At 59.5% G+C, this 15,715-nt stretch carries 15 protein-coding genes; 11 read left to right on the top strand and 4 right to left on the bottom strand.

What is annotated here, in order from left to right; translation table 11 throughout:
- The 3 genes from AC2FNC_RS13390 to rpsD all read left to right on the top strand — a co-directional run.
- Positions 1-688: TSCPD domain-containing protein (locus AC2FNC_RS13390; protein WP_496715573.1), on the top strand; the 688-nt coding region annotated here is incomplete at its 5' end.
- A gap of 325 nt (positions 689-1,013) precedes the next feature.
- Positions 1,014-1,457, top strand: a complete 444-nt coding sequence (locus AC2FNC_RS13385; protein ID WP_496715572.1) for a hypothetical protein — start codon at positions 1,014-1,016, stop codon at positions 1,455-1,457.
- 271 nt (positions 1,458-1,728) lie between these two features.
- A complete protein-coding gene (gene rpsD / locus AC2FNC_RS13380) occupies positions 1,729-2,349 on the top strand; it encodes a 30S ribosomal protein S4 (RefSeq protein WP_170374584.1) in 621 nt (206 codons plus the stop codon).
- 58 nt (positions 2,350-2,407) lie between these two features.
- Here the strand turns inward: rpsD and AC2FNC_RS13375 are convergent, their stop codons facing one another.
- Positions 2,408-2,689: a DUF1330 domain-containing protein gene (locus AC2FNC_RS13375; RefSeq protein WP_480475406.1), complete on the bottom strand. Its 282-nt coding sequence runs from the start codon at positions 2,687-2,689 to the stop codon at positions 2,408-2,410.
- A 93-nt stretch (positions 2,690-2,782) separates the two neighbouring features.
- On the opposite strand from AC2FNC_RS13375, the gene AC2FNC_RS13370 reads away from it, so the two are divergent.
- The gene (locus tag AC2FNC_RS13370; RefSeq protein WP_496715570.1) at positions 2,783-3,655 is read left to right on the top strand and encodes a LysR family transcriptional regulator; all 873 of its coding nucleotides are present in this window, start codon (positions 2,783-2,785) and stop codon (positions 3,653-3,655) included.
- On the opposite strand, the gene AC2FNC_RS13365 is transcribed toward AC2FNC_RS13370, so the two are convergent.
- Entirely contained in the window at positions 3,656-4,117 is a 462-nt protein-coding gene (locus AC2FNC_RS13365) for an Lrp/AsnC family transcriptional regulator (protein WP_480482304.1), read from the bottom strand.
- Between the two features lie 102 nt (positions 4,118-4,219).
- Between AC2FNC_RS13365 and AC2FNC_RS13360 the strand changes: the two genes are divergently transcribed.
- The 4 genes from AC2FNC_RS13360 to AC2FNC_RS13345 all read left to right on the top strand — a co-directional run bounded on the left by AC2FNC_RS13360 (position 4,220) and on the right by AC2FNC_RS13345 (position 8,550).
- Positions 4,220-5,635, top strand: a complete 1,416-nt coding sequence (locus tag AC2FNC_RS13360) for an aminotransferase class V-fold PLP-dependent enzyme (RefSeq protein ID WP_480870039.1) — start codon at positions 4,220-4,222, stop codon at positions 5,633-5,635.
- A gap of 64 nt (positions 5,636-5,699) precedes the next feature.
- Positions 5,700-6,785 (top strand): histidinol-phosphate transaminase, encoded by a 1,086-nt coding sequence (hisC, locus tag AC2FNC_RS13355; protein WP_480622100.1) that lies wholly within the window; start codon positions 5,700-5,702, stop codon positions 6,783-6,785.
- Positions 6,782-7,702, top strand: a complete 921-nt coding sequence (locus AC2FNC_RS13350; RefSeq protein ID WP_480475416.1) for a prephenate/arogenate dehydrogenase family protein — start codon at positions 6,782-6,784, stop codon at positions 7,700-7,702. Before hisC ends, AC2FNC_RS13350 begins: the two co-directional genes overlap by 4 nt.
- The gene (locus AC2FNC_RS13345; protein WP_496715568.1) at positions 7,699-8,550 is read left to right on the top strand and encodes an extensin-like domain-containing protein; all 852 of its coding nucleotides are present in this window, start codon (positions 7,699-7,701) and stop codon (positions 8,548-8,550) included. Before AC2FNC_RS13350 ends, AC2FNC_RS13345 begins: the two co-directional genes overlap by 4 nt.
- On the opposite strand, the gene AC2FNC_RS13340 is transcribed toward AC2FNC_RS13345, so the two are convergent.
- Complete coding sequence (locus AC2FNC_RS13340) at positions 8,547-9,548, bottom strand: DUF2125 domain-containing protein (protein WP_496715567.1); 1,002 nt, start codon at positions 9,546-9,548, stop codon at positions 8,547-8,549. The two genes, AC2FNC_RS13345 and AC2FNC_RS13340, sit on opposite strands and share 4 nt — an antisense overlap.
- 67 nt (positions 9,549-9,615) lie before the next feature.
- Between AC2FNC_RS13340 and AC2FNC_RS13335 the strand changes: the two genes are divergently transcribed.
- From AC2FNC_RS13335 to AC2FNC_RS13325, 3 genes are all read left to right on the top strand, one after another.
- Positions 9,616-10,146 carry a gamma-glutamylcyclotransferase gene (locus AC2FNC_RS13335; RefSeq protein WP_267365629.1) on the top strand — a complete coding sequence of 177 codons (531 nt, stop codon included), beginning with the start codon at positions 9,616-9,618 and terminating at the stop codon, positions 10,144-10,146.
- Positions 10,147-10,215: 69 nt separating this feature from the next.
- A complete protein-coding gene (locus AC2FNC_RS13330; protein ID WP_480482292.1) occupies positions 10,216-11,394 on the top strand; it encodes a biopolymer transporter ExbB in 1,179 nt (392 codons plus the stop codon).
- 3 nt (positions 11,395-11,397) lie between these two features.
- On the top strand, positions 11,398-13,140 hold the full coding sequence (locus AC2FNC_RS13325; protein ID WP_480605195.1) for a peptidoglycan -binding protein: 1,743 nt from the start codon (positions 11,398-11,400) through the stop codon (positions 13,138-13,140).
- Positions 13,141-13,384: 244 nt separating this feature from the next.
- Here AC2FNC_RS13325 and clpA read toward each other — a convergent pair whose 3' ends face one another.
- Entirely contained in the window at positions 13,385-15,709 is a 2,325-nt protein-coding gene (gene clpA, locus AC2FNC_RS13320) for an ATP-dependent Clp protease ATP-binding subunit ClpA (RefSeq protein ID WP_480622104.1), read from the bottom strand.
- Positions 15,710-15,715: the final 6 nt, after the last annotated feature.

The raw sequence follows: 15,715 nt of genomic DNA, 5'->3' as shown, positions 1-15,715 counted from the left end.
CTTCAAGGACGTCTACATGCAGGCCTGGGATCAGGGCTGCAAAGGGTGCACGACGTACCGGCCCAACGATGTGACGGGGTCGGTTCTGACCGTTTCGGAAAGCGACGACAAGGTGCCGGGGGAAAGCGCGAATGCGCCTCATGAAATTGAAAGCGGCGACGTCATCTACATGTCCGAACCGCTGGATCGCCCGCAATCGCTGGAGGGGTCGACCTACAAGCTGAAATGGCCCGATAGCGAGCACGCGATTTATCTGACCATCAACGACATCATCATCTCGGGCCGCCGCCGCCCGTTCGAAGTGTTCATCAACTCTAAGAACATGGAGCATTACGCCTGGACACTGGCGCTGACGCGGATGATCTCGGCCGTGTTCCGCCGGGGTGGGGACGTGTCCTTTGTGGTCGAGGAGCTGAAGGCCGTTTTCGACCCGCGCGGCGGGGCGTGGGTCAAAGGCAAGTATATCCCATCGATCCTGGCCGCGATCGGGGGCGTGATCGAACAGCACATGGTTGCCATCGGCTTTCTGGAAGGCGAGGGGATGGGGCTGAAATCCGACCCCCAGGCGCAGGTGGTGAACCTGGACGCGCCACGCGGCAAAGCCTGCCCGTCCTGTGGTCAGTATGACATGGTCATGATCGAAGGCTGCATGACCTGCCGCAGCTGCGGTCATTCCAAATGCGGGTAGATATGAGGCGCGGCACGAAAGTCAGCGCTCATCAATTTGACCCGACAGAGTGAGTGTCTGGCCACGCAAGCGTGGCCATCGCTTTTCTGGGCGGTGGTTTCTATTTCGAACCCTGATCAGTCGCAGCCAGTTGATGTTCGGACGGCCGGCAACGAACAAGACACGGGATTGTTCGCAGGCGCGTATTGATTTCAGGTCGAACACATATTTTTGATTCACTTCTGCAACATTCTTGTGAATGCTGCATTCCCGTCTCTTTTCCGCCGGATTTTGTGCTGATAAGCAATGATTGAATATCGGGATGTTAAATAGTGCGAGTGGGCAGATGAGAGCCGGAGTTAACGGTCAGGTAGCCATTTCATGGGATCAAACTGAAATTGACGGACTCGAGGACGCGCCTCTGGCTTGTCTGGCCGTCGGCGCGGCTTGGTCATGGCGCGGACAGGCGATAGTGCTGAGCGCCGAGGCCGAAAACAGCATCGAACAGATAGGATATGCGCGGGGCGCTGCAACCCGTCTGCAGAACCGCTTTCAGATTGTCCGGGAAGTTTCCGGCAATGTGACCGGCGCTTTGACACTTACCAATGGGTCGCTGCGGTTTTCAGCCAACCTTGTTGCCGACACCAATGATGCAGCGCCGACCATCGTTTTCGATGGCGCTTGCCCACCACGGGATGAAGAATTCTGGATCGTCGACGTGACCGAGGTTGTGATGGTGCACAAGGCGGGTGTTGAAGGCGGCGGGAATGTCGTTGCATTTCCGGCCTGAACGCGACCTGTATTTTTCTTGACAAAAGCGGTGTGACGGCGGTCGTCGCTGTACGTGCAGGAGCCTGTGCTGCCTGCGGCGAACATATCTTTGCAGATATTCGAAACTGCGTTGAATGCCGTGTTGACTCTGCTGGCTTTGCGGATATAAGCGCGGCTTCATTGGTGTTGGTGGCCCCCGCAAGGGGAAGCCTGTCATGAGGGAAACCTCAAGAGGACAACGCCCTTCATAGTTGCCCGTTTGGGCATCGACCTAAAGAAGGAGATCAGCCGTGACCAAACGCACGTCTGCCAAATACAAAATCGACCGCCGGATGGGCGAAAACATCTGGGGTCGTCCGAAATCCCCGGTCAACCGTCGTGAATACGGCCCCGGCCAGCACGGCCAGCGCCGCAAAGGCAAACTGTCAGACTTCGGTCTGCAGCTGCGTGCCAAGCAGAAGCTGAAAGGCTACTACGGCGACCTGACCGAAAAGCAGTTCCGCCGCATCTATGCCGAAGCCGAGCGTGTAAAAGGCGACACCGGTGAAAACCTGATCGGCCTGCTGGAGCGCCGTCTGGACGCCGTCGTCTATCGCGCCAAGTTCGTACCGACCGTCTTCGCTGCGCGTCAGTTCGTGAACCACGGTCACGTCAAAGTGAACGGCAAGCGTGTCAACATCCCCAGCTACCGTGTCAAAGAAGGCGACGTCATCGAAGTGCGTGACAAGTCCAAGCAACTGGCTGTTGTTCTGGAAGCTGTTGCCCTGGCCGAGCGTGATGTTCCTGACTACATCGACGCCGACCATTCGAAAATGACTGCAACCTTCGTTCGCGCACCGGGCCTGAGTGATGTGCCGTACCCGGTCATGATGGAACCGAACCTGGTCGTCGAATTCTACGCGAAGAACTGATCTTCGCATTCCGATCCGGAATTCAGAGCCGCACCTTTGGGTGCGGCTCTTTTCATTTTCAGCCTAGCAGAACGATATCTGACGCGCCTGCGCTGCGACGCAGCTCATGGATGTCTTTTAGTTCCGGGTCGTTGATCCATCCCAGCGCCGCGTCCCGGTTGGGAAAGGAAAGCAGGGCTGCAACATCAGGCAAGTCCGGCGCGCCGTCCAGCGCGGTTGTTTCTGCGGTGGCGTGTTCGACCTTTCCGCCATGGCGGGCCAGTGCAGGCCCGGCCTGTTCGCGATAAGCGGCCAGAGCGTCGGGATTCTTTACGGTAAGTTTTGCGTAGGCATAGATCATGGCTTTGCTCCTTGATGTGTGGGTAAAAGCTAGGGTGTGATCTGCTTTGCGAAAACGCGTGTATTTGCATCAATGATGTGCGAATTTGCATGTATGGATATTCATTGGGATGATTACCGGGCCGTACTTGCCGTGGTTCGAAGGCGTACCCTGTCCGCCGCGGCACAAGTGCTTGGCGTCAACTACACAACTGTCGCGCGCCGTATAGCGCGCGCCGAAGCTGCGACAGGTGAAGTGCTGTTCGAAAGGCTGGCCGACGGGTATCGGCCGACAGAAGCAGCGCACCTAGTCGCTGCGTATGCTGCCCGGATGGAAAGCGCAGAACACGAAATGCTGCGCGGTTTGTCAGGGCGGGATGCCCGGTTGGAAGGGCAACTGACCTTAACCGCGCCGCAACTGTTAATTGCCCATGTACTGGCCCCGGCGCTGGGCGAGTTTGCTCAAATGCACCCTGCTGTGTCTTTGCAGGTGCGCGCGGCAAACGAGATTCTAGATCTTAATCGACGCGAAGCCGACATTGCGATCCGGATCAGCCGCAACCCCGGCGATACGTTGAAAGGTCTGCGCCTGACGCAACAGCACAGCGCTTGTTTTGCCACGTCGGAATGGGCCGCGCGAATGCAGCAAGATCCGAACGCGCCCGTGGATTGGTTGCTTTACGAAAAGCAACCGAACCTGCCGGACGGCGTCGACAAAATCTATCCAAACTCGCGCATACATATGCGCTTTGATGACATGGTCGCGATGGCGGGTGCCGCACAATCAGGGTTGGGCGTTGTGCGTATGCCGGTGTTTCTGGGCCGCTCACTTCGGGGCTTGGTGCAGGTTCCGATCCTTTCACCGCAACCCTACGCAGATATCTGGATCGTGGCGCACCCGGATGTTTGGCCTTCGGCAAAACTGGTCGCGTTCCGCGACATCGCGGTACCCTTTTTCAAACAAAAACGCCCGCTGTTTACGGCGTGATCATATCGGCAATGGTCGTCCCTCGGCGATTGCTTCCATCGCGAAATACGACGTGACACTGTCCAGCTCGACCTTTTCGATCAGCCGTTGATACACCTTGTCGTAAGACGCCATATCCTGTGTAACGACTTTCAGCTGATAATCATAATCACCGCCGATACGATGAAAATCCACGACCTCGGGGATCGTCAGAACGTGGCTGCGAAAGGCCTGTAGCCACTCGGTCGAATGATGCCGCGTGCGCAGCATGACAAAGACCACAAGGCTCAGCCCCAATTTCTCGCGTGCGATGCGGGCGGTTGAACCGATCAGGACACCATCTTCGTTCAAAGCCTTCAGACGTCGCCAGCAGGCGTTCTGGGAAAGCCCTACACGATCCGCCAATTCCCGTTGCGACAGGGTGGCGTCCTTTTGCAGCTCTTTCAGAACGCGTGTGTCAATTTGATCTATTTTAGATGACATAACTAATCATATGACACAAAGTATTTAAAATCTACGCAATTATAGGTGAAGTTTTCGCGCGAATAATAAATCACATTACTCGGGCAGTTAGGAGCCAATGCAATGTCCCTGTCCAAGTTTCGTGCGGAACTCTGTTCCACCGCTCACAATTCAAACCTGCGCGATGGGCTGATCGGAGAGAATGTTCTGATCCCGGGTCTGCATGGGGACGTGCCGCTTGTCTATGCGGATTACGTCGCTTCGGGTCGCGCCTTGCGGCAGGTCGAAGACTTTGTGGCGCAACATGTGTTGCCGTTTTACGCGAACAGCCACACCGAGGCCTCTTACTGCGGATCTTACATGACACATCTGCGCCGCGAGGCGCGGGCGGAAATAGCCCGCATTGTAGGTGCCCAGGAAGAGGATGCGGTGATCTTCACCGGGTCTGGTGCCACTGCGGGGCTCAACCGGTTGGTCAGCCTGCTCGGGGTGGCAGAGGCCGACCAACCGGTTGTCTTGATTGGTCCTTACGAGCATCACTCGAACATCCTGCCGTGGCGGGAAAGCAAGGCACTTGTGGTTGAAATCCCCGAAGCCGAAGGTGGCGGTGTTGACCTGGGGGCGCTGGAAACCGCGCTGTTGACCCATGCAGGCGCAGATCTTCTGATCGGTTCCTTTTCGGCGGCGTCCAATGTAACCGGAATTGTCACTGACCCTGATCCGGTGACGCGGTTGCTCAAGGCGCATGGTGCCGTGGCGATTTGGGATTACGCCGGAGGCGGGCCTTACCTGCCGATGGATATGGGGCCGGCGGACGCGCGCAAGGATGCGATCGTCGTTTCCCCGCACAAGTTTCCGGGCGGTCCGGGGGCCTCGGGTGTTCTGATCGTAAACCGGGCTGCAGCCAAACGGAACTGCCCCAGCTGGCCGGGTGGTGGCACCGTAAGTTTCGTGTCACCGTGGCGGCATGACTACAACGCGGACCTGTCTGCGCGGGAAGAGGCGGGAACGCCCAACGTGATCGGCGACATCCGCGCGGCGCTGGCCTTTATCGTCAAGGATGTCGTCGGCACGGAAGAAATCGCAAGGCGCGAGGCGCAGTACAACCAGATGGCGCTGCACGGGTGGAAGGATAATCCGAACCTGACATTGCTTGGGGTCAATAACCCGCATCGCCTGCCGATCTTCTCTTTCCTCGTGCGCGACAATGCGGGGCAGCCCGTGCATCAGCAGCTGTTTACCCGGATGCTCAGCGACGTCTACGGCATTCAGGCACGCGGCGGCTGTGCCTGCGCAGGGCCTTATGCCCACCGCCTGCTGGGGATTGACCGCGCCGCGTCCGAGGCGCTGCACGCGGCCTTGTCTGCGGGCGAAGAGATGAAGAAACCCGGCTGGGTACGCCTGAATTTCTCGTACCTGATGAGCGAGGAAACGGTTCAATTCATCATCGACAGTGTCAATGACCTGTCGCGCCGTACCGAGGAATTCGTACCGTATTACAACGCCGACCCGGCGACTGCGCGCTTCAAGGCCGCATAATGGAATTGCCGCTTTTCTCAATCCGTTGAGACAGGTATGAGGGGCCCAATCAACGGAGCCTCTCATGACCAAGATCACCCCGCAACCCGGCATTATGGACATCGCGCTTTATCAGGGCGGCCAGTCACATGTGGCGGGTGTTGAGCATGTGATCAAGCTGAGCTCGAACGAGAACCCGTTCGGCCCCAGCCCCAAGGCGATTGAGGCGGTGCGCGACAGCGCGGCCACTTTGCATCGGTACCCCAACACCGACCACGCCAGTTTGCGCGCGGCTATCGGCGCACGTCACGGGCTGGACCCTGCGCAGATCATCTGCGGTGTCGGCAGCGACGAGGTGCTGCAATTCATCGCTCAGGCCTATGCAGGGCCGGGGGATGAGGTGATCTATACCGAGCACGGGTTCTCCATGTACCCGATCATCGCCCGCATGGCAGGTGCCGCACCGGTCATGGTGGCCGAGCGCGACCGCAAAGTCGATGTGGATGCCATTCTGGCCGCCGTAACCAGCCAGACGCGGATCGTGTTTGTGACCAACCCCGGTAACCCGACCTCGACCATGATCTCGAACGACGAGCTGGACCATCTGGCGCAGGGTCTGCCTGATACTTGCCTGATGGTTCTGGACGGAGCCTATGCCGAATTTGTCGACGGTTTCGATGGCGGCGCGTCTTTGGTGGATGCGTATGAGAACGTAATCATGACCCGCACATTCTCGAAAGTGTACGGGCTGGGCGGGATGCGGATCGGCTGGGGGTATGCGCACCAATCGATTATCGATGTTCTGAACCGGGTGCGTCAGCCCTTCAACCTGTCTTTGACAGCCCTGGCCGCAGCCGAAGCAGCGATCAGCGACGTCGATTTCCTGACGTTCTGCCAATCTGAAAATGCGCGCCTTCGGGTGTGGCTGGCCGAGGAGCTGGACAAGATTGGCGTACCCTCGGACCCGTCCTGTACCAATTTCATCCTCGCGCGTTTTGCCGATAGGGCCGAGGCCGAGGCCTGTGATGACTATCTGAAAACGCAGGGTTTGATTGTCCGCCGGGTTGCAGGCTACAACCTGCCGAATGCCCTGCGGATCACCGTGGGCGATGAGGAAGCCTGCCACCGCGTCGTTGCGGTGATTACAGCATTCAAAGAGGGCGCAGCATGAGTCAGATTTACGACCGGGTTGCGCTGATCGGGCTGGGCCTGATTGCCTCCTCCATGTTCTGGGCGATCAAGCGTGGGGGCTTGGCCGGGGAAGTGACCGGCTATGCCCGGTCCGAGGCGACACGTGACACCGCGCGCAGAATCGGGCTGTGCGACCGCGTCTGTGACACGGCGCGCGAAGCGGTCGAAGGTGCTGATCTTGTCGTTCTTTGCGTGCCTGTGGGGGCAATGGGGGCCGTCGCAGAAGACATCGCACCCGTGCTCAAGCCCGGCGCGACCCTGTCGGATGTGGGGTCAGTCAAGCGGCATGTCATTCACGCAGTTCAGCCGCATATCCCCGAAGGTGTGCATTTCATTCCCGCGCATCCTTTGGCAGGGACGGAACATTCCGGTCCGGAATCGGGATTTGCCAAATTGTTCGACAATCGCTGGTGCCTGCTGGTGCCCGTCGAAGGGACCGACCCGGATGCAATCGCCCGCCTTCGGGCGTTGTGGGAAGGTATGGGCTCCCATGTCGATGAGATGGACGCCGATCATCACGATCTGGTTCTGGCTGTCACGTCCCATGCGCCGCACCTGATCGCCTACACGATGGTTGGCGTGGCCGACGATCTGCGCCGGGTGACCGATAGCGAAGTGATCAAATACTCGGCCGCGGGTTTCCGGGACTTCACTCGCATCGCCGCATCCGACCCGACCATGTGGCGCGATGTGTTCCTGTCCAACAAAGACGCGACGCTGGAAATCCTGGGCCGGTTCACGGAAGAGCTGTTTGCGCTGCAACGTGCCATCCGGACCGGGGACGGGGAACATTTGTTTGACTACTTCACCCATACCCGTGCTATTCGTCGCGGCATCATCGATGCGGGGCAGGACACCGACGCACCGGATTTCGGGCGGGGAAAGGCAGGTTCATGAGGTTATACCGGGGGCAATTTCTGATCGGGATCATGGCGTTGTGCGCCGTGGCCACACAGGCAACACCTCTGGAACGATCTCTGGTTCCTCCCGCACGTCCGATTCTGGATCAGCACAACGTTCAGGTTGTGTCTGCCATTGCCCCGGTTTCAGTGGCGGCTATAACTGATCTGCGCCCTATCTCACGCCCGGTTTCACCGCAGGTCACTGCCGCCTTGGCGCGACCATCGGAATTGCCACTGCTGGGGCCCGACACTTCGCTGATGCCTTACTTGAGACCTGAATCGCTTGAACAGCAGGTGCTTTTCAAGAAGCGCAAGCTGCGTAAAGGGTCAGTTTGCGGAGATATCGCCATTCAGGGCAAGCCCGTCGGCAGGGTCGGCAGCGACAACTCGGCCTGTGGCGTAAAAGATGCGGTGCAGATCACCTCTGTTTCCGGTGTGGCACTCAGCCGCCCGGCGACGATGGATTGCGGCACCGCAGTTGCGCTGAACAAATGGGTCGACAAAACGGTCAAACCCACCTTCAAACGCCGCGGCCCGGTGGTCGAATTGCAGGTGGCAGCCCATTATACATGCCGAACTCGCAACAACCGCAAAGGCGCGCGGATTTCCGAGCACGGCAAAGGACGGGCCATCGATATTTCAGCCTTCAAAATGGCCGATGGTGAGGTGGTGACCGTCCTGGCAGGATGGCGCAAGAACCCGTCAAAGAAGCAATTGCAGAAGATCTGGCGCGGCGCGTGTGGCCCGTTCGGCACGGTATTGGGGCCGAACTCGGACGGCTACCATCGCGATCATTTCCATCTGGATACGGCACGCTACCGCAGCGGAGCGTATTGCCGTTAACGCAGGATCAGCCGCGGGGCAGGGCCCAGCGGCACCGGCCCCAGGGCTACAAAACCATCCCGGAAGTTCAGCTGAAGGTCCAGCGCATTGGGGTTGCCGCCCAACCCTGCCAGAAAATTCAGTGCACGGGTAACAGGATCAACCGCCTGATCGGGCAGGGCACCTGCCGCGTTTGCCATGTCGATCATATCACGCCAGTTCTCGGCCTTGACGGCGATCTCACCGCTCGGAACACCCTGTGAGTCAACATCCAGCTTACCAGCCGCAAACAGGCGTAACCCACCCCATTTGATCTCGGCCAGTCGCAGGTCGATGGCCACGGGCTGCGGTCTGCTGTGTTCCAGCGCCGACCTGTCCCAGACTTTGCTGAACGTGGTGACCATGTCCAGTTCCAGCGTTTCGAAGGACTGCGGCAGCGACGCGGCCGAATTCATAAGGGCCCGCAACCGGTCACCGGGTGTGAACCCATCCGCGCGGGCGGTAATGGCATAAGCTTCGGGTTGGGATGTTTGCGCCATGATCAGGCTTAGGGTGTCCCCAGCGGCCAGTGCTGTGGAGTTTTCGGTCACCGACCAAGCCCCTGCCGTCAGCGCCAGTTTCTCAAGCACAAGCGAAACGCCGGGTTGCAACTGTAGTTCCGCAATCAAATCATCGGCGACAATCGTTGACGTCTGATCGTAGTAGGACAGACGTTGGGGCGTCTCGGCAAACCGCAGCACCTGCCGGCCGGGCCAGATCGCTGGGCTTTCGAATTCGATCCAGTCCGCGCTCCAGGCTGTGCCATTCACCGGGTCGGCAAGGACGGGATTGTTCAGGCGGGTCAAGTGGTGGGTCGGATACCCTGCCGTTGTCACGTCCGAGAAATCAGCCAGCCAGCCACGGGCCTGTTGTTGATCAAACCAGCCAGTGATTGCCACGCGCAGGCCATATCCGGCGACAAACCAATAGGCGCTCCACAGGATGCCGATAAAAATGACTACTCGTATGACACGGCGCATGAGCTTTGGCCCTTTTTCCTGCCTCGGAATTGATGTTTATAGGCCCAAACGGGCAAGGACCAGTGCAATGACGATGTGGGTTTTCGGTTATGGATCGCTGCTGTGGAATCCGGGCTTTCCGGTCGCACGCAGCGAACGCGCGACACTGCATGGCTATGCCCGGTCCTTCTGCATGAGCTCGATCCACCACCGGGGAACCGAAGAAGAACCGGGTCTGGTGCTGGCGCTGGACGAACAGGCAAACGCGATCTGCACCGGTCTGGCCCTTGCGGTTGAAACCGGTCACGAAGACCGCACCCTGCACGAACTGCGCGAGCGCGAGCTGATCTCGTCGGCCTATGTCGAACGTATGCTGGATGTGCATCTGGAAAATGGCGACATCGTCAACGCCGTGACCTATGTGATCGATGCCGACCATGTGCAATACTGCGGCGGCATGCCTTTGGAGGATCAGGCCCGGATCATCGCCCACGCGGTTGGCGGACGCGGCCCGAATGATGAATACCTCTACAACACTGCCGAACATCTGGCCGAGATCGGCCTGCGCGACCCCGATCTTGAGTGGTTGGCGCAACGGGTGCGCAGTATTACCGCATAAACTCTTGGCGTCACCAGTGGAATTTCGCTAGTTTCGACGCAGAGCAGGCAAATACCGGGAACCACGCGCATGGCGCAGGCACATCAGGGCGCGAGACCCCATTTCTCGCATCCAACGCGACAGATTCTGTTGATGTTGATGGCGATCGGCCTGTCCGGGCTGGGTGTGTTTCTGGCGCTGCCCTATGTGTTGCCGGTGTTCTTCGCCAACCCGTACCTGAACGGCTTCATCCTGATGGTGTTCCTGATCGGCGTGTTTGCCTGTTTCTATCAGGTGACACAACTGATCGGGTCCGTGCGCTGGATCGAGGCATTCGTTGGCGGTGTTGTTCGTGAAGACGCCCGCACACCGCAATTGTTGGCACCTCTGGCCTCATTGCTGCGCGAACGGGGTGCGCGGTCGCAGATCAGTTCGACCTCGACCCGCTCCATTCTGGATTCTGTGGCCGAACGGGTCGAGGAAGAGCGTGAAATCACCCGCTATATCACCAACGTGCTGATCTATCTGGGTCTTTTGGGTACGTTCTTTGGACTGGCGACAACCGTGCCGGCCATTGTCGATACCATCCGCAGCCTAAACCCGCAGGAGGGCGAGGAAGGGCTGGCCGTTTTCAACCGCCTGATGACCGGGCTCGAGGCGCAATTGCAGGGGATGGGTGTTGCGTTCGGATCGTCTCTGTTGGGTCTGGCCGGGTCGCTGATCGTCGGCTTGCTCGAAGTTTTTGCAGGGCACGGGCAGAACCGCTTCTATCGCGAGCTTGAAGAATGGCTGTCTTCGATCACCCGCTTAGGTTTCGCAGGTGGAGAAGAAGGCGGTGCCGAAATTGCCGTGCTCACGCCGGTGCTGGACGCCATGTCCGAACAGATGGATGCCTTGCAGGATCTGTTCTCTGCGCAGGAAAGCGACCGGGCCGAGGTTTCCGCCAAGCTGGGTTTGCTGGTCGATGTGATCGGTGAGATGAACAACCGTCAGGCCAATACCGAAAGTGTTACGGCGGCGCTGGAACGCGTGGCGCTGGGTCAGGAAGCCCTGCTGGATCACATGCGCGATCACGGTGCGGGTGAAGGTATCGACGCCGAAAGCCGGATGCGCCTGCGCTCGATGGATGTGCAGCTGCTGCGTATCCTCGAAGAGATTTCGGCGGGCCGGCAGGAAAGCATGAATGAGTTCCGCAAGGATATTGAACTGCTGGTCAAGGCGCTGACCCTGCCGCGCGGTGCGGTACGCACCACGCCGGAAGGAGAATAGTCCATGGCGCTGTCCCGCCGCACCGGTCAACGGTTCCAGGGCTCGGTCTGGCCCGGTTTCGTCGACGCGATGACGGGGCTGTTGATGGTGCTGACCTTTGTGCTGACCATCTTCATGGTGATCCAGTTTGTGCTGCGCGAAACCATCTCGGGTCAGGAAGACGAACTGACCACATTGGCTGACGAAATCGCGGCGCTGGCGGGTGCGCTGGGGCTGGAAGAACGCGAAAACAGCCGGTTGCAGGCGCGCCTTGGGGCGTTGAATACCACCCTGTCTCAGGCTGAAGACGATCTGGCGCAAGCCCAGTCACTGATCGCGTCACTGACCACCGAGCGCGACCGCCAGGCTGCCGCTCTGGATCAGGCGCAGACCCGGATCACCAATTTTGAAGCGCAGGTAGCAGCCCTGCTGGCCGAACAGGAACGGGCACTGGGTGATATTGCAGTGCTTGAATCGCAGCGCGCGAAACTGCTGACCGAGCAAGAGGCGTTGAACCTGGCCCTTGCCCAAAGCCGCGAGGAAATCGACGCACAGACCGAAGCCGCCCGTTTGGCCGCTGCCCGTCGTGAAGCACTGGAAGCGCTGGTGGCGGATCTGGAGCAAGGCAGCGCCGACCGGGACGCCCAGATCACCACCCTTGAACAGCAGCTCAGCGATGAAGAAGCCGCCCGTCTGGCCGAAGCCGCCGCCGCCGAGGCGTTGCGTAACCGCCTTCTGGATGCCGATGCCGAGCTGACGGCCATGACACTTGCTCTGGAAGCGCAACGCAAAGAGGCCGAAGACACACTCACCCTGCTGGCCGCAGCACAGGCGGCGCGTGCCGCGTTGGAGCGTCAGTTTGGCGACGTGAACCCGGATGAACTGCGGGCCCAGCTTGAAGCCGCTTTGCAGGCGCAGACGCAAGCGCAGGCGGATGCTGATGCGCAACGCTCTCTGGCCGAGCAGCGGCAGGCCTTGTTGGACCTCGCCAATGCGACGCTTTCGGAAGAAAAAGAAATCTCTGTCGAAGCGCAGCGAGAAGCCGCACTGCTGAACCAGCAGATCGCCGCCTTGCGCGGGCAATTGGGCTCCTTGCAGTCGCTGCTAGACGATTTCGAAGAACGCAACGCCGCCGCCGAGGTGCAGATTCAGACATTAGGGCAGGACCTGAACGCAGCGCTGGCCCGTGCCGCATCCGAAGAACGCAGGCGACGTCTACTGGAAGAAGCGGAACGCCTGCGTCTTGAGGCCGAGGCCGAGGCACTGGCCGGGCAGAACCAGGAATTGGCGGCACAGGCCGAGGATCTGCAACGCTATCGCTCGGAATTTTTTGGTCGTTTGCGGGATGTCCTTGGCGGTCAGGAAGGGGTGCGCATCGAAGGCGACCGGTTCGTGTTCTCGTCCGAGGTTCTGTTCCCGACCGGGTCCGCCGTGCTGTCCGAAGAAGGGCAGCAGGAGGTCGCCAAGGTGGCCAGCATCCTGCGCAGTGTCGCTGCTGAAATCCCGCCCGGTCTGAACTGGGTGATCCGGGTCGACGGCCACACCGACAACGTTCCTCTGGCGGGGTCGGGCCGGTATCGCGACAACTGGGAGCTCAGCCAGGGTCGCGCGCTGTCGGTTGTGCGCTATATGGTTGACGCGCTGGGCATTCCGCCCAACCGCCTTGCAGCCAACGGGTTTGGCGAATTCCAGCCCGTCAACCCCGCTGATACGCCGGAGGCACACGCGCAAAACCGCCGGATCGAGTTGAAGCTGACCGAAAGGTAAAGCCTCTGGCCCTCAGCAGCCACGAAAACAAGCCGCCGCCCCGCAACCGGTTATTGGCGATACCGGCCACAGTGACCAGAGCCGTTGGAGAATCAAGGCGGCGCATGTCAGACAGGCGTTTCACACGCAGTATAACCGAGACGCTAACGCGACCCCGGTCGAGTGGATGAGTCCTTGTCTGTGTTGGGCGAAACGAAGAAAACCCGCCTTGGTAGGCGGGTTTTCTGTTTGATGCGGTGGGCGATCAGTCTGCCGTCAGAAGCGGAGGCTTGTCACCCGAAATGCGCGGTTGATCCGGGCCAAGGATATCAAGATCCAGATCACCCTTCTTGACCGAGACACGGACCACACCGCCTTTTGCCAGCTTGCCAAACAGCAACTCTTCGGCCAGCGGTTTCTTGATGTATTCCTGAATGACACGGCCCAGCGGGCGCGCACCCATCTTGTCGTCATACCCTTTGTCCGCCAGCCATTCGGCGGCTTTGGGTGTCAGATCAATGGTCACACCACGATCCAGCAGTTGGGCTTCCAGTTGCAGGACGAATTTCTCGACCACCTGCAAAATGACCTCTTTCGGCAGCGGCGCGAACGAGATCACGGCATCCAGACGGTTGCGGAATTCCGGCGTGAACATGCGTTCAATCGCGGCAGTGTCTTCGCCCTCTCGACGGTCACGACCGAACCCGATCGCGGCCTTGGCCTGCTCTTGCGCCCCCGCGTTCGAGGTCATGATCAGCACCACGTTGCGGAAGTTCACTGTACGACCGTTATGGTCAGTCAGCTCGCCATGGTCCATCACCTGCAACAGGATGTTGAACACGTCCGGGTGCGCCTTTTCAATCTCGTCCAGCAGCAACACACAATGCGGATGCTGGTCGACACCGTCGGTCAGCAGACCCCCCTGATCGAACCCGACATAGCCCGGAGGTGCGCCGATCAGACGGCTGACCGCGTGTTTCTCCATGTATTCCGACATGTCGAAACGCAGCAGTTCAACGCCCAGCGTATCCGCCAGCTGTTTCGCCACCTCGGTCTTGCCCACACCGGTCGGACCGGCAAACAGATAGTTGCCGATGGGCTTTTCAGGCTCCCGCAGGCCGGCGCGCGCCAGTTTGATTGCGCTGGCCAGCGCCTCGATCGCCAGATTCTGCCCAAAGACCACCCGTTTCAGCGAGGCTTCGAGGTCTTTCAGCACCTCGGCATCGTCCTTGGTGACGTTCTTGGGCGGGATGCGGGCGATCTTGGCAACCACGGCCTCAATCTCTTTGACCCCGATGGTCTTGCGCCGTTTGCTTTCCGCCACCAGATGCTGCGCCGCGCCAGCCTCATCAATCACGTCGATGGCCTTGTCGGGCAGCTTGCGGTCGTTGATGTAACGTGCCGACAGCTCGACTGCGGTTCTGATCGCATCAGCGGTGTATTTGATGTCGTGATGTTTCTCAAAATAGGGTTTCAGACCGCGCAGGATTTTGACGCTGTCTTCAACCGAAGGTTCGTTCACATCGATCTTCTGGAACCGGCGCGACAGGGCTCGGTCCTTTTCAAAATGCTGTCGGAACTCTTTGTAGGTGGTCGAGCCCATGGTGCGCAGCTTGCCGCCCTGCAACGCAGGCTTCAGCAGGTTCGAGGCATCCATCGCCCCGCCCGAGGTTGCACCGGCACCGATCACGGTATGGATTTCGTCGATGAACAGCACTGCGTCGGGGTGCTCTTCCAGCTCGGTTACAACCGCCTTCAGGCGCTCTTCGAAATCGCCGCGATAACGGGTCCCGGCCAGCAGTGCGCCCATATCCAGCGAATAGATGGTGGTGTGTGCCAAGACATCTGGGGCTTCTCCGGCGACGATCTTGTGCGCCAGACCTTCGGCAATGGCGGTTTTGCCCACGCCCGGATCGCCCACCAGCAGCGGGTTGTTCTTGCGGCGGCGGCACAGCACCTGGATACAGCGTTCCACCTCATCCGCGCGCCCGATCAGCGGATCGACATCACCCGCGCGCGATTTCGCGTTCAGGTCAATGCAGTATTTCCCAAGCGCACTTTCTTTTTGTTCCGTGTCGCCGGATCCTGTCTGAGCTTCTTCTTCCACCTGATCCGCACCGGATACCGACCGGCTTTCACCATAAGCGGGGTCTTTGGCCACGCCATGGGCGATGAAATTGACCGCGTCGTACCGGGTCATGTCCTGTTCCTGAAGGAAATAGGCGGCATTGCTTTCGCGCTCGGCAAAAATGGCGACCAGTACATTGGCACCGGTCACTTCGGTCCTGCCCGAGCTTTGCACATGGATTGCGGCGCGCTGAATGACGCGCTGGAACGCTGCCGTCGGTACGGCTTCGGACCCGTCGATATCCGTGACCAGATTTGAAAGATCTTCGTCTATGAACTCAACCAGAGTGCTGCGCAACTCGTCCAGATCGACGCTGCACGCTTTCATGACGCGCACCGCATCGGGTTCTTCCAGAAGCGCCAGCAGCAAATGCTCCAGCGTTGCAAATTCGTGTCGCCGTTCATTCGCAGCCGCAAGGGCCGCGTGGATGGCTTGTTCCAGTGTGCTCGAGAATGAAGGCACGCGGGT

It is taken from the genome of Ruegeria sp. BHSA123, assembly GCF_059613425.1.
This window is presented reverse-complemented; position numbering and strand designations above follow the sequence as displayed.